The organism is Paenibacillus sp. SN-8-1 (genome assembly GCF_050995535.1).
Classification (GTDB): Bacteria; Bacillota; Bacilli; order Paenibacillales; family Paenibacillaceae; genus Fontibacillus.
Window position 1 is genome coordinate 1,830,361 of record NZ_CP194782.1, and the last position, 14,222, is coordinate 1,844,582.

The 14,222-nt window shown below is 45.4% G+C and carries 9 protein-coding genes; 6 read left to right on the plus strand and 3 right to left on the minus strand.

Translation table 11 applies throughout. From position 1 onward, the window contains the following. Nucleotides 1-71 precede the first annotated feature (71 nt). Nucleotides 72-2,513, plus strand: coding sequence for a nitrite reductase large subunit NirB (nirB, locus tag ACRRNK_RS08545; RefSeq protein WP_433946310.1), 2,442 nt, complete (start codon nucleotides 72-74; stop codon nucleotides 2,511-2,513). Between the two features lie 30 nt (nucleotides 2,514-2,543). Continuing rightward, nucleotides 2,544-2,888: a nitrite reductase (NAD(P)H) small subunit gene (locus ACRRNK_RS08550; protein WP_433946311.1), complete on the plus strand. Its 345-nt coding sequence runs from the start codon at nucleotides 2,544-2,546 to the stop codon at nucleotides 2,886-2,888. Between the two features lie 272 nt (nucleotides 2,889-3,160). On the opposite strand, the gene ACRRNK_RS08555 is transcribed toward ACRRNK_RS08550, so the two are convergent. The 3 genes from ACRRNK_RS08555 to ACRRNK_RS08565 form a co-directional block, all read right to left on the minus strand. Continuing rightward, nucleotides 3,161-4,564: a HAMP domain-containing sensor histidine kinase gene (locus ACRRNK_RS08555; RefSeq protein WP_433946312.1), complete on the minus strand. Its 1,404-nt coding sequence runs from the start codon at nucleotides 4,562-4,564 to the stop codon at nucleotides 3,161-3,163. Then, nucleotides 4,561-5,280: a response regulator transcription factor gene (locus ACRRNK_RS08560; RefSeq protein ID WP_433946313.1), complete on the minus strand. Its 720-nt coding sequence runs from the start codon at nucleotides 5,278-5,280 to the stop codon at nucleotides 4,561-4,563. Before ACRRNK_RS08560 ends, ACRRNK_RS08555 begins: the two co-directional genes overlap by 4 nt. A gap of 184 nt (nucleotides 5,281-5,464) precedes the next feature. After that, the gene (locus ACRRNK_RS08565; RefSeq protein WP_433946314.1) at nucleotides 5,465-6,181 is read right to left on the minus strand and encodes a Crp/Fnr family transcriptional regulator; all 717 of its coding nucleotides are present in this window, start codon (nucleotides 6,179-6,181) and stop codon (nucleotides 5,465-5,467) included. Between the two features lie 338 nt (nucleotides 6,182-6,519). On the opposite strand from ACRRNK_RS08565, the gene adhE reads away from it, so the two are divergent. The 4 genes from adhE (at nucleotide 6,520) to ACRRNK_RS08585 (ending at nucleotide 14,138) form a co-directional block, all read left to right on the plus strand. Further along, nucleotides 6,520-9,132 (plus strand): bifunctional acetaldehyde-CoA/alcohol dehydrogenase, encoded by a 2,613-nt coding sequence (gene adhE, locus ACRRNK_RS08570; RefSeq protein ID WP_433946315.1) that lies wholly within the window; start codon nucleotides 6,520-6,522, stop codon nucleotides 9,130-9,132. A gap of 264 nt (nucleotides 9,133-9,396) precedes the next feature. Continuing rightward, the gene (pflB, locus tag ACRRNK_RS08575) at nucleotides 9,397-11,658 is read left to right on the plus strand and encodes a formate C-acetyltransferase (protein ID WP_433946316.1); all 2,262 of its coding nucleotides are present in this window, start codon (nucleotides 9,397-9,399) and stop codon (nucleotides 11,656-11,658) included. A 153-nt stretch (nucleotides 11,659-11,811) separates the two neighbouring features. After that, the gene (gene pflA / locus ACRRNK_RS08580) at nucleotides 11,812-12,564 is read left to right on the plus strand and encodes a pyruvate formate-lyase-activating protein (RefSeq protein ID WP_433946317.1); all 753 of its coding nucleotides are present in this window, start codon (nucleotides 11,812-11,814) and stop codon (nucleotides 12,562-12,564) included. 194 nt (nucleotides 12,565-12,758) lie between these two features. Next, entirely contained in the window at nucleotides 12,759-14,138 is a 1,380-nt protein-coding gene (locus ACRRNK_RS08585; protein ID WP_433946318.1) for an ABC transporter substrate-binding protein, read from the plus strand. Nucleotides 14,139-14,222 lie beyond the last annotated feature (84 nt).

Genomic DNA, 14,222 nt, shown 5'->3' on the forward strand with positions numbered 1-14,222 from the left:
GATATACTTGATTTATCAAAGGGCGAATTCAAAAATAATCATGCCTGAATAGTTCGAGGAGGCATTTGAATATGAGTATGAATAAGAAAAAGCTTGTCGTTATTGGTAACGGGATGGCCGGGATTAGCACAGTTGAACAAATTCTGAAATTGACTACTAATTTTGATATAACGGTATTTGGTAGTGAACCGCACCCCAACTACAACCGGATTATGCTCTCTTATGTTCTAGAGGGCAGCAAGACGATGGATGATATTATTCTCAACGATTTGAATTGGTACGCGGATCATGGAATTACTCTTCATACTGGAACAACGGTTACACATATTGATGAAGCCAAAAGAGAAGTTGTTGCTGAAAATGGGCTGCGTGTTCCATATGATTACATTATTATAGCAACCGGCTCCAAGCCGTTCATTCTGCCGATTCCAGGCAGCGATAAGGAAGGGGTTATCGGCTTCCGTGATATCGAAGATTGTAATCAGATGCTGGAAGCCGCTAAGAATTACAAGAAGGCGGCGGTTATCGGTGGCGGTCTTCTGGGACTCGAAGCTGCCAAAGGCCTTGTCCATCTCGGTATGGATGTGACCGTGGTCCACCTGATGGATGATCTGATGGAGCGTCAATTGGACAGCACAGCGGCTGCGATGCTTAGAGCGGAGCTTGAACGCCAAGGGATCAAATTTGCAATGGGAGTTCAAACCACGGAACTACTGGGTGAAGAACGCGTGCAGGGACTCAAATTCAAGGACGGAACCGTGCTTGAGGCTGATTTTGTCGTAATGGCGGTCGGAATCAAACCTAATGTTGCTGTTGCTGCGGCAAGCGGGATTGAGACAAACCGGGGAATCATCGTGAATGATTACATGCAGACCTCGATGCCTAATGTGTACTCTGTTGGGGAATGTAACGAGCATAGAGGCGTATGCTACGGTCTGGTAGCTCCGCTATTTGAACAAGGCATGATTCTTGCCAAGCATATATGTAATGTGGATACAGCCGGATATGAAGGATCTGTCGTATCGACAAAGCTGAAAATTTCGGGTGTGGATGTATTCTCAACTGGAGAATTCATCGACGGTCCAGAACATGTTGTCATTGCGCAGAAAGACGAATGGAAGCGAACTTACAAGAAAATTTTGCTCAAAGATAATGTTATGGTCGGAGCAGTCTTGTTCGGTGATATTACAGAGTCCGCTAATTTGCAGAAGCTGATCAAGCAAAGAACAGAAATGACGGATGAGCTGTATGCTCAGTTGATGGGTACTGGATGCTGCGGCGGCGGAGCAGAGAAGAAAGCATCTTCTGTAGATACGATGTCTGATGATGAAATTGTATGTGGATGTAACGGGGTAACGAAGAAAGCGATCGTAGATGTCATTACTGAACAGGGCCTGACTACTGTAGATGAGATCAAAGCTTGTACTGGAGCTACCCGTTCATGCGGTGGTTGTAAGCCTGTCGTAGAGCAGATTCTCCAGTATGTACTTGGAGATAGCTTCAAGGAATCAGCCAAGCAGGGAATATGTGGCTGCACAACGTTAAGCCGTGATGAAATTGTTGCAGAGATCAAGAACAAAGGTCTTAGCACGACGAAGGAAATCATGCATGTGCTTGACTGGAGCCAACCGGAAGGATGCTCGAAGTGCCGGCCGGCTTTGAACTATTATCTGGGAATGATCTATCCGGATACTCATCATGATGAGAAGGAATCACGTTTTGTGAACGAACGTATGAATGCGAATATTCAAAAGGATGGCACATATACCGTAGTTCCTAGAATGTACGGCGGTGTCACTACCCCAGAAGACCTTAAGAAAATTGCCGATGTGTCGCTCAAATATGATGTTAAAGCCGTTAAAGTCACTGGCGGTCAACGTCTAGACCTAATCGGGGTGAAGAAGGAAGATCTTCCAAAAGTATGGGAAGAGCTGGATATGCCTTCAGGCTATGCTTATGCCAAATCGCTGCGTACGGTGAAGACCTGTGTTGGGTCGCAGTTCTGCCGCTTTGGTACTCAGGATTCGATGGGAATGGGGGCTCTTCTTGAACGCAAGTTCGAGAGATTGGATTTCCCGGCCAAATTCAAAATGGCGGTCAACGGCTGCCCAAGAAACTGCGCCGAATCTTGCACGAAGGATATTGGTATCGTTGGTAATGACGGAGGCTGGGAAATATTCATCGGCGGTAATGGTGGTATTAAGGCCCGTCTGGCTGATTCGCTCTGCAAAGTAAAGACTGATGAGGAGCTCATTGAAATCTGTGGTGCTGTTATGCAATTTTACCGGGAGACCGGCAAGTATCTGGAGAGAACATCGGAATGGGTTGAACGCCTAGGTCTCGAACACATCCGGGCTGCAGTCGTAGAGGATGAAGCCAATCGCAAGGCTCTGATGGAACGCATTGAATTTGCGCTTGAGCAAGTTGAGGACCCTTGGAAGAAAGTAATAAATGATGAACGTGCACAAAGTGCTCTATATAACCAGCTTGACCCTGCATTATTGCAGAAATAAGCCCTTGAATTTGGAAAGGAGAGATAATCTATGGAAGAAAAGCATGCCTATTATCCTGTGGGAACGGTGAATGATTTTCCCGCACAAATCGGCCGGGTTGCACAGGTGGGTGAACTGAAAGTTGCGATATTCCTGAGCTCAACCGGAGAGATGTATGCGGTGGAGAACAAGAATCCTCATCCCAAGGGAGGGCCGCTGGCAGAAGGGATCGTCTCTGGCACATATCTATATGACCCGCTGTATGATTGGAAGATTGACCTTAAGACTGGGCTCGTGCAGGCGCCCGATGTAGGTCAGGTGAGAACTTTTCCCGTAATAGTCAAGGGTGGTATTGTCTTTGTAGGTGCTGTCGCTCTTGAGCCAGCAAGAATATAACGAGATCAATAAAGGATCCTTTCATGTGAAAGGATCCTTTATTTGTGTGACACGGCTGATGATAGATAGGCTGTGTTAACCAGTCCATTTACCGACAAGATACAATATTACACTGATACCAAGAAGTATGAAAGCATGAACGGTGAATAAGTTCTATCAGTTCAAGAGTAATTAGCAATACATTCGCGTGATTTTGTATCCAGATATGAAGGAGCAATTCGCAAGCACGAATAAATGAAATTACATAGATAACTTACAAAAAAGCTAAGCTGCTAGTTAAGCAACTTAGCTCTTCCTTTGAACAGTTTGATTTGAAAAATGGTTCTGCCCGCTGTATTCAGCAGTTGCAGTTCTCCGCCGTGCAGTTCAACGGCCTTTTTGGCAATGGATAGTCCGAGTCCCGTTCCTCCATCGCTAGTCCGCGCAGCATTACCCCGAACAAACGGATCAAAGAGGGTATCTCGAATGGATTCAGGTATTCCAATGCCATTGTCGCTAATATTGAGACTAATTTCATCCTTAGACTGGACAAGCTCAATGTCGACCGAAGTTCCTTCGGGATTATACTTAAGAGCATTCATAAGCAGATTGGATATCGCTCTGCTCATCAAAGTAGGGTGGAGACGAATGACGATCTCCTCCGCAGGAATGGATAGTGACAGATTAAAGTGCTTTTGCTCGAACTGATCGTAATTCTCAGCGGCAATCTCACGAACCAGTTCACCCAGATCGGTATCTCTGAACTCTCCTGACAGTGGATAATCCGCGGTATCCAGTTTGGATAATTCAAACAGATCCTCGATTAGGTCTGTCATTAAATTGGCCTTCGTATAGATTAGATTCAAATACTTCAGTCTCTTCTCCTCATTATCAGCAAGACCCAGCAGCAGAGCACTTGCGTAGCCCTGAATCGTTGTAATCGGTGTCTTTAAATCATGGGAGATATCGAGAAGCATTCGCTGTTTGCTATCCTTTAGGATTTGGTTCGACTGCTCCGTCTCTTGAAGATGTTCAGCCATATCGTTAAAGCACTCTTGTATGGTGGTTAACTCCTCGTTGGATCTGAATGCTAGACGCTGATCATAATTCCCTTCGCGCATATGCTTGATTGCGGCTGAGATCTGTTCCAATGGTATGGTAAGGCGGGATGAGGTCCACCTGCTGTAAAAATATGCGCTAATCACCGACAGAAGAAGAATCCCATAAAAGCCACTTGTTAAAGTAAGGTTAATACTCTGGGGAGGCTCTAGGAGCTTAAGCTCTGACTGACCATGTTCCCTCGGTATAGCTACCAGACAGAACAAGCTCGTACCTTGACTGGATTTAAATGGAGCAATGGAGTACAGGAAGGCCCCTTTCTGACCGGAATACAGCATGGACATTAGTTCCTCTGAGGAATATCGGGTTCGCTCGTCCTGCTTATTCCCTCTAACGTATATGACTTTTCGCTGGTTATCCAGGATTTCAATCCACCCTCCGGATTCCTCAATCGCTGTCGAATTGATGGAGGTATAGTCCGATTTGACAATCTGAGAGGCATCAACAGGATCGTCCGAATAACCGCCGGATAAGCCTCCGGAGAATAATTGAACCAATATATATATGATTCCAAGCGTTAGAGCAAAGAACAAATAAGACTTAACCAGTGAGTGAAATAGGCGTCCCTTGGATTTCAATAGAAATCTTCCTTCTTCGCAAATTTATAACCAAGCCCTCGTATAGTCTTGATATAGACAGGCTGCCTGGGGTCAACCTCAATCTTATCCCGGAGCCGTGAGATATGAACCATAATGGTGTTGTCATCTTTCCAGTAAGGATCGCTCCATACTTTCTCAAACAACTGCTTCTTCGTAAAAACACGCCCCGGTGCCTCCATAAAGGTCTTGAGCAGCTTGTATTCTGTAGAGGTAAGCTCAATTTCATTGCCTTCCAATAACAAGGTACAAGACTCAGGATGCAGCTTCAAGCCGCCAATCATGATATCAACAGTAGGAGGAGCCGAAGACACCGGCAGGGCATCGTTGAAGTCATAGGCTCGTCGAACCTGGGCTTGAATACGAGCTACGACTTCCAGGGGATTAAAAGGCTTTACTATGAAATCATCTGCTCCAAGGCCAAGTCCCAGGATCTTGTCACTATCCTGGTTCTTGGCGGAGAGGAAAATAATGGGCATTTTATAAACCGAACGTATCTGCTTCACTAATTGAAAGCCGTCCTGAACAGGCATCATGATGTCAATAACAGCCAGGTCGATTTGTTCGGATTGAACAATCTCCCATGCCTTCATCCCGTCATAGGCCTCTAGAACACGGTAATTGTCTCTCTCCAGAAACAGCTTTAGCAGCTCTACTATGTCAGGTTGATCATCAACAATTAGAATGGTGGGATTCATGACTTTGACCTCCAGTGGGGTGTGAACTATGGACTTATTTCTTAAGTCATTTAATTCTATTTACTGAGGCCAAATCCTGTCCGGCTAGTGGTAATGTAAGTTTATTTTAAGATTGAGACCTGTCTAAAACACAAAAAAGCAGGCAGGCCGGATAACGGCTCTGACTGCTTTTCAAATAAATTATTTAAATGCGGCAAATTTGACTTGGACATAATTCACAGTGGCAAATATCCTGCAGCATGACCAAATCTTTAATAATGATCAAGCCATTCTCATATTCCAGGGCATCCTTCCTGCGCAGATCACTGAGCATCCGGTTCACACTTTCCCGGGTAGCTCCAATCATATTGGAGAGATCCGTATGGGTGATCTTCTTGTTGATACGGATAGTATTTCCTTGCTTCTCCCCATAAGAGTTGCTAAGACGGATCAAGGTGGAACAGAGAGCCCCGGGTTTGCCATACATCATAAGGTCACGAAATTTGGTCTGTGTCAGACGGTGATGAATGCCCATCCATTTCATGAAATCAATGGCAAAGTCAGCATGCTGACACACGATAGTCTCCAGATCGCGTTGTTCAATGATTCCAATTTCGCTATCTTCAATTACCTCTGCTGTGAAGCTGTACCGGGAACCAAAGAAGGGATCGGCTTGACCGACAAGGTCACCGCTTTGATACATATATAAGATAAGTTCCTTACCTTCATCTGTTGATTTCGTTAATTTGATTCGTCCCCTCTTAATAAAGAATAGCTTATCGGCCACATCTCCCTCCCAGAACAAATGAGACCCGGACGGATAAAGTTTGTCCTTCATCATTACTAACAGACGGTTAAAATTTTGCTCGGTGAAGCTGCCGGTATTCCCTCGGGTCAAGGTTGTAGTCAAATACTCATTCATAACCGATCACTCCTTAGTCATCCAATTTATTCAATTTCTATCTGGAGGGGACTAAAGGTCCGATCCATTTCTATGCCTCAATTATATAGCTAAATTAAGCGGTTGAGGGGCTTATACGGGGCGTAAAAGTGGCGAATATACGAACATTGTGATTTATTTCACTTTAGTTATTTTTAGTGATAAATGTCACAGTATGCGATTTCTCACCATGCTAAGATGAATGCGTAGAGAGAAGGAAGTCAAGCGAAAGGCTTTTGAGATTAATGCATTTGTGAAAATATTCACGATTGTAATTTCTCTTAAACCTCGCTTACCTAAATAATAGGAGGATGAGAGTAATGGCTGTTAAAACCGAAGTAAATGAACCCGTAAAGCCAACCGCTGAAGAACACATCCAGACACTAATCAACAAAGCAAAGAAAGCAACCGATGCCTTCATGAAGATGGATCAGGAACAAATCGATAAAATTGTTCAGGCCATGGCTCTAGCCGGCATGGATAAGCACATGTACTTGGCTAAGCTGGCCATTGAAGAAACAGGACGCGGAGTGTATGAAGATAAGATTATTAAGAATATGTTCGCAACCGAATATATCTACCATAGCATCAAGAATAACAAAACTGTAGGTGTTATTGAAGATAATCCATTCGACAACTTCCAGAAGATTGCCGAACCTGTTGGAATTATCATGGGGATTACACCGGTTACGAATCCAACATCAACCACTATTTTTAAAGCCCTGATTGCGATCAAGACTCGTAACCCAATCATCTTCGGGTTCCACCCTTCAGCACAAGGCTGCTGTACAGAAACTGCACAGATTCTGCTCAAAGCAGCAGTAGCGAACGGTGCTCCGGCAGATTGCATCCAATGGATTGAAGCACCTTCCATGGATAAGACCAACGCACTGATGAATCACCCTGATGTTGCTTTGATTCTGGCTACAGGCGGTTCTGCAATGGTTCGCGCAGCATACAGCTGTGGTAAGCCAGCGCTTGGTGTAGGTCCTGGTAACGTACCTTGCTTCATCGAGAAAAGTGCGGATATCGACCAAGCGGTGAACGACCTGATCTTGTCCAAGACATTTGACAACGGAATGATCTGTGCTTCAGAGCAAGCTGTAATTATTGAAGAGCCAATCTTCGATCAAGTGAAGAAAAAAATGATCGCAAATGGATGCTACTTCGTGAATAAAGAGGAAGCCGCCAAACTGACTGCAGGGGCAATTGTAGCCGACAAATGTGCGGTGAATCCTACAATCGTAGGTCAACCTGCTGTGAAGATCGCTGAAATGTGCGGCATTCAAGTGCCGGAAGGAACCAAAATTCTGGTTGCTGAAATTGAAGGAGTAGGCACCAAGTACCCACTGTCTGCCGAGAAGCTTAGCCCAGTACTCGCTTGCTACAAAGTAAGCAGTGCACAGCAAGGTATCGATCGTGCAGCAGAAGTTGTCGCATTTGGCGGTATGGGTCACTCTTCGGTTATTCACTCGAACAATGAGGAAGTTATTCAGAAGTTCTCTGATCGTATGCCTACCTGCCGGATTCTGGTAAATCAACCATCTTCGCAAGGCGGTATCGGGGATATTTACAATACCAACCTTCCATCGCTTACACTTGGCTGCGGTTCGTATGGACGGAATTCAACTTCTTCGAACGTGACAGCAGTGAACTTAATTAACGTGAAAAGGGTGAATCGTCGTACCGTGAATATGCAATGGTTCAAAGTACCTTCCAAAGTCTATTTTGAAAAAGGGGCTACTCAGTACCTCGCCAAAATGCCGGATATCACACGTGTATTGATTGTTACAGACCCGATGATGGTTAAGCTTGGTTATGTTGATAGAGTAGAACATTATCTGCGTCAGCGCGAGACTCCAGTTGCCATTGAAGTGTTCTCACAAGTTGAACCAGATCCATCGACTACTACTGTACAACGCGGTACAGAGCTGATGAATCAATTCCAGCCAGACTGCATCATCGCACTGGGTGGTGGATCACCAATGGATGCGGCAAAAGGTATGTGGTTGTTCTACGAATATCCAGACACTGACTTTAACAACCTGAAACAAAAATTCATGGATATCCGCAAACGGATCTACAAATATCCGCGCCTTGGCCAAAAAGCACAGTTCGTAGCCATTCCAACAACTTCGGGTACAGGTTCGGAAGTGACTTCGTTCGCCGTTATTACAGATAAAGAGAACGGCAATACAAAATATCCGCTTGCTGATTATGAATTAACACCTGATGTTGCAATTATTGATCCGGAATTCGTATACAGTCTGCCTAAAGTAGCAGTAGCTGACACTGGTATGGACGTACTTACCCACGCCATTGAAGCCTATGTATCTGTTATGGCTAGTGACTACACAGATGGTCTTGCTATCAAAGCTATTCAGCTCGTATTCGAATGGTTGGAGAAATCGGCTCTGACTGGAGATAAATTGGCACGTGAGAAAATGCATAACGCATCGACTCTTGCTGGTATGGCGTTCGCCAATGCCTTCCTGGGCATCAACCACAGCTTGGCGCACAAATGGGGTGGCCAGTACCATACTGCCCACGGCCGTACCAATGCGATCTTGATGCCGCACGTTATTCGCTATAACGCGAAAAAACCAACGAAGTTCGCCGCGTTCCCTAAATATACGAACTTTGTGGCTGACCAGCGTTATGCAGAAATCGCCCGCATTCTGGGACTGCCTGCTCGTACAACCGAGGAAGGCGTGAAAAGCCTGATCAACGCAATCCGTGACATGAACAAGAAGCTGGGAATTCCAGAATCGTTCCAAGAGCTCGGCTTTGATCCAAAAGACTTCGAGAGCAGAGTAGACTACCTGGCAGATCGCGCATTCGAAGACCAATGTACAACTGCCAATCCTAAACTGCCGCTTGTAAAAGAGCTCGCAGAAGTGTATAGAGACGCCTTCTACGGAAGATTTGAGTAAGAAGGTATAGCTAAATAGCACGCTGAAAACGGAGTGACAAATATCACCGAAAGAGTGATATTTGTCACATCCTTTTTACGGGGAAACCTCTATGATAATAGTATAAAGAGTCCCAAAGATACAGGGATAGGGCATAGATGAAGTCACGAGTGGCACCTGGTTAGATTGTTTTGTGAAAGTTATCACAATGAACTATGATGTATAAACTAAGTGACCTCACATGTTCCAGCTTGCATCAAAATTTATGTGATGGAGGGAAATATCATGTCGGTTATCGAGAGAGAAGTACAAACCGTACAATCCGGATGGAGAAGCTTCAAGAAGGGGAAATGGCAAAAAGAAGTCAATGTGCGTAATTTCATTGATGATAACATAAATCCATATCATGGCCGGGAAGATTTCTTGCAGGGTGCCACTCAGAACACCAAGGAACTCTGGGACATTGTCTCCGAATTGACTAAGAAGGAACGGGATAATGGCGGCGTACTCGATGTTGACGTCAACACCCCATCTACAATTATTTCTCATAAACCAGGGTATCTGGATAAAGACAAAGAGCAAATCGTCGGCGTTCAGACTGATGCACCGTTCAAGCGTTCCATCCAGCCTTTTGGCGGGATTAGAATGATGATTGATGCATGTGAGGCATACGGCTTCAAGCTGCCCGAAGAAGTTATTAATATCTTTAACGGCATTCGCAAAACGCACAATCAGGGTGTATTTGATGCCTATACTTCTGAAATGAGAGCAGCTCGTAAAGCCGGCATTATTACAGGTCTCCCAGATGCTTATGGCCGCGGCCGTATTATCGGAGACTACCGCAGAGTCGCTCTGTATGGTGTAGATTTCCTTGTTAATCAGAAGAAATATGAGCTTAAGCAGTTAGAGCTTGATGTGATCGATGAGGATGTCATTCGCCTTCGCGAGGAACTTTCTGAACAAATTCGTGCTCTTGGAGAGCTTAAAGTGTTGGCTGAAATGCATGGATTTGACATCTCCAAGCCGGCTAACAATGCAAAAGAAGCGTTCCAGTGGGTCTACTTCGGTTACCTTGCAGCGATTAAGGAGCAAAATGGTGCCGCGATGTCCCTGGGCCGTGTATCCTCTTTCCTTGATATCTACATTGAGCGGGATTTGGCTGAAGGTACTTTAACTGAGGAGCAAGCTCAGGAATTGGTTGACCATTTCGTTATGAAGCTTCGTATCGTGAAATTCCTGCGTACACCTGACTATAATGATCTTTTCAGTGGTGACCCTACTTGGGTGACAGAATCTATCGGAGGTATGGCCGTTAACGGTCAGACAAGAGTAACTAAGAACAGCTTCCGGTTCCTGCATACGCTCTATAATCTTGGACCTGCCCCAGAACCGAACCTGACTGTGCTGTGGTCCGAGAAGCTGCCTGAAGGCTTCAAGAAGTACTGTGCTAAAGTATCCATCGAGACCAGCTCCATTCAATATGAAAACGACGATTTAATGCGTCCGATCTATGGCGATGATTATGGAATTGCCTGCTGTGTATCCGCTATGGAGATCGGTAAGCAAATGCAGTTCTTCGGCGCTCGTGCGAACCTGGCCAAAGCTTTGCTGTATGCAATTAATGGGGGTAAGGATGAAAAGTCCGGCGTTCAGGTTGGTCCTGAGTATCCTGCTATTACGGGAGAAGTGCTGGATTATGCCGAGGTCATGAAACGGTTCAAACCGATGATGGAATGGTTGGCTAAGCTTTATATGAATACCCTTAATGTTATTCACTATATGCATGATAAATACAGTTATGAACGGATTGAAATGGCGCTGCACGACCGTGATATCCTTCGTACTATGGCTTGCGGTATCGCAGGACTTTCCGTTGCGGCTGACTCCCTGAGCGCCATTAAATATGCCAAAGTTAAACCAATTCGCAACGAGAATGGAATTGCTGTTGACTTTGAGATCGAGGGCGAGTTCCCTTGCTACGGTAACAATGATGATCGGGTTGACCAAATTGCAGTTGAGTTGGTTGAACAATTCATGAGCATGATCCGCAAACACAAAGCTTATCGTAATGCAATGCCAACACAATCTGTTCTTACGATCACATCCAATGTAGTATACGGGAAGAAGACAGGTACAACGCCAGATGGACGTAAAGCCGGTGAACCGTTCGCTCCAGGGGCTAATCCAATGCATGGACGTGACAAGAAAGGTGCTCTTGCTTCTCTTAGTTCAGTAGCCAAGCTGCCATATGAACACAGCCTCGACGGCATCTCTAACACCTTCTCCATTGTGCCTAAAGCACTCGGTAAGGAACCTGAGATCCGCAAATCCAATCTCGTATCCATGATGGATGGCTATTTCGGCAGCAATGCACATCACTTGAATGTCAACGTATTTGACCGTGAACAGTTGATGGATGCCATGGATCACCCGGAGAACTACCCGCAATTGACTATTCGGGTATCTGGATATGCGGTCAACTTCATTAAGCTGACTCGTGAACAACAGCTCGATGTGATTAACCGTACTTTCCACGGCTCAATGTAAGATTCTCCGGATTTCTACCGCAGAGAGCGTAATAATTCAGTAAATCTGGGGACAACAGCGGCCGGAAGTCCATGCCTTCCCCGTAGTTACAACCGACCATATTTAGTAAGATCATAATCAGCTGCAGTTCCTGCAGAAAGGGATGTGACAAACATGCTCACAGGTCATATTCACTCACTAGAAACATTCGGAACCGTTGATGGCCCGGGAATTCGGTTCGTCCTCTTCATGCAGGGCTGCCTGCTGAAATGCAAATATTGCCATAATCCGGATACCTGGAATTTGACAGGTGGTAAGGATATGCGGCTTGACGAGGTTCTAGCGGAAATTGAGCCTTACATTAACTACTATCGTTCTTCCGGCGGCGGACTGACCGTGTCTGGAGGAGAGGCGACGCTGCAGGCGCATTTCGTAGCTGAGCTATTCCGCGAGGTGAAGCAGCGGTGGGGTCTTCATACTACTTTAGATACCAATGGTTACAATGAAGGAGACAAAATCAAAGATTTACTTGACGTAACGGATCTTGTACTTCTGGATTTGAAGCACATTGATAATGAGAAGCACATTGAATTAACAGGCAAGCCGAATGAGCGGATGATTCGTATGGCAGAATGGCTGTCTGAGCATAACAAATCGATGTGGATCAGACATGTGCTTGTTCCTGGTATTAATGATGAGAGGGAAGACTTGCTGCGATTGGGCCATTTTATAGGGACATTGAATGGGGTAGAGAAATTTGAAATTCTTCCTTACCACCAAATGGGGATATATAAATGGGAAGCCTTGAATTGGAAGTACCCGCTTGAGAATGTACCCTCTCCGACCGATGAAGAAGTTCAAAGAGCCTATCAGCTCGTGGCTGAAGGGCGAAGCCAAAGCCAAAGCGCCTTACATGTGAAGAGTTAAGCGAATCATCAATAGCGTGAGAATTAGTATCTTCGGGTACTAAGCCTCACGTTTTTTGTTACGTTCAGTCCTTCGTACATGGCAATTAGAAGAATTTATCCCTCCATAAGAAATATGTCCTCCTTACCATTTGTGAAAGCGTTTCCTATAATGAAAAGTGTAAGGCAAACCATTCTACGGGAGGGTCAATATATATGAAAAAGAGTCTGGTATTGTTGCTGTCACTGCTCCTGGTGACAACCACTATGCTTTCGGCTTGTAGTGGCGGTTCCAACACGGGGGAACCTGCTAAATCCGGTGAGCCAGCCAAGCAGGAAGAGAGTACAGATAACTCACCCTTTGAGGTGACACTTCGTCATACTCAGGTTGGAGCCGACAAGAAGAATCGACTGGCCATTCTGCAGGATGTGGTGAAGAAAGTTCAGGACGAGACTCCAGGCCTTACGATCAAGCTGGACGCTGTAGATTCCGAGGTTAACCGGAAAGAGAAGCTGCGCGGTGAGATGGCAGCAGGGAACCCGCCAGATATCTTCGATGTATTCGGAAGTCCGGATGCTCAATTGTATGCCAAGGAAGGCAGAATGCTGGATCTGACCCCGATTCTTGCGGAGCTTGGCCTTAGTGATAAATTCCCTAACGTGCTTGATCCTTATACTTATGAAGGCAAAGTGTATGGTCTGCCTATTGGGGCTTCTGCTGAAGGTTTCTTCTATAACAAAGAATATTTTGCTCAAAAAGGCTTGCAAGTGCCAACAACTTTTCCCGAGCTGGAAGACCTCCTGGCCAAGATCAAAGCGGATGGCAAAACACCAATTGCCGCAGCTTCTAAGGAGGGTTGGGTTCCTCTAATGCTAACCAACCAATTATGGGCTCGTTACGCGGGGCCGGACATCGTCAAAAGAATCGCTGCTGGTGAAGCCAAATGGACTGATCCTAACATGGTAAAGGCATTTGCGAAGCATGTGGATTGGGAGAAAAAAGGTTATTTCAAAAAAGGTGAGCTCGGTTTCGCGTACGGGGACATTACGGGCCAGTTCACATCCGGAGAAGCCCCGCTGTGGTTTGACGGAACATGGAAATCCTCTGTATTCAAAAAAGGACAGTCAGGCGAAGCCATGATCGGTAAAGTAGGGTTCTTCAATATGCCTCCTGTGGAGGGTGGCACCGGTGAGCAAACAGCTCTTATGCGTGATTCCAATAACGGTTACGGATTCTCTGCATCTGTGGCAGATGATCCTCGTAAATTGGACGCAGTTAAGAAGTTCATTAAGGAGCTATTCAACGAAGATATGCAGCTTCGGGGACTGACAGAAGATGGCGTACTGCCTTCGATGACCATTCCTGAAGATAAACTTAATTCTACGGTCAATGATGAATTGATGAAGGATATCATTAAAGTACTGAACAGCACGAAGGGCTCCTTCCCGGCTTGGGATTCTCAAGTGGATGCGGATATCAATACAGAGTTCAGTGCCGTACAAATCCAAAAGCTGATTGGCGGCCAGACGACACCTGGGAAAATGGCTGAGGATCTTCAAAAAGTGACGGATGAGGTTCTGGCTAACAAAGAATAACCTATTGGTCATACTTAAGAAATGTATCCTTACTACGAAGTAAGGATGCATTTCTTTCTACACTAGAGATGGACAATGGATGAA

Excerpts from the sequence above, each read along its gene's own strand:
- nirB (WP_433946310.1), top strand. The coding sequence starts at position 72 with ATGAGTATGAATAAGAAAAAGCTTGTCGTTATTGGTAACGGGATGGCC.
- ACRRNK_RS08550 (WP_433946311.1), top strand. The coding sequence starts at position 2,544 with ATGGAAGAAAAGCATGCCTATTATCCTGTGGGAACGGTGAATGATTTT.
- ACRRNK_RS08560 (WP_433946313.1), bottom strand. The coding sequence starts at position 5,280 with ATGAATCCCACCATTCTAATTGTTGATGATCAACCTGACATAGTAGAG.
- ACRRNK_RS08565 (WP_433946314.1), bottom strand. The coding sequence starts at position 6,181 with ATGAATGAGTATTTGACTACAACCTTGACCCGAGGGAATACCGGCAGC.
- adhE (WP_433946315.1), top strand. The coding sequence starts at position 6,520 with ATGGCTGTTAAAACCGAAGTAAATGAACCCGTAAAGCCAACCGCTGAA.
- pflB (WP_433946316.1), top strand. The coding sequence starts at position 9,397 with ATGTCGGTTATCGAGAGAGAAGTACAAACCGTACAATCCGGATGGAGA.
- pflA (WP_433946317.1), top strand. The coding sequence starts at position 11,812 with ATGCTCACAGGTCATATTCACTCACTAGAAACATTCGGAACCGTTGAT.
- ACRRNK_RS08585 (WP_433946318.1), top strand. The coding sequence starts at position 12,759 with ATGAAAAAGAGTCTGGTATTGTTGCTGTCACTGCTCCTGGTGACAACC.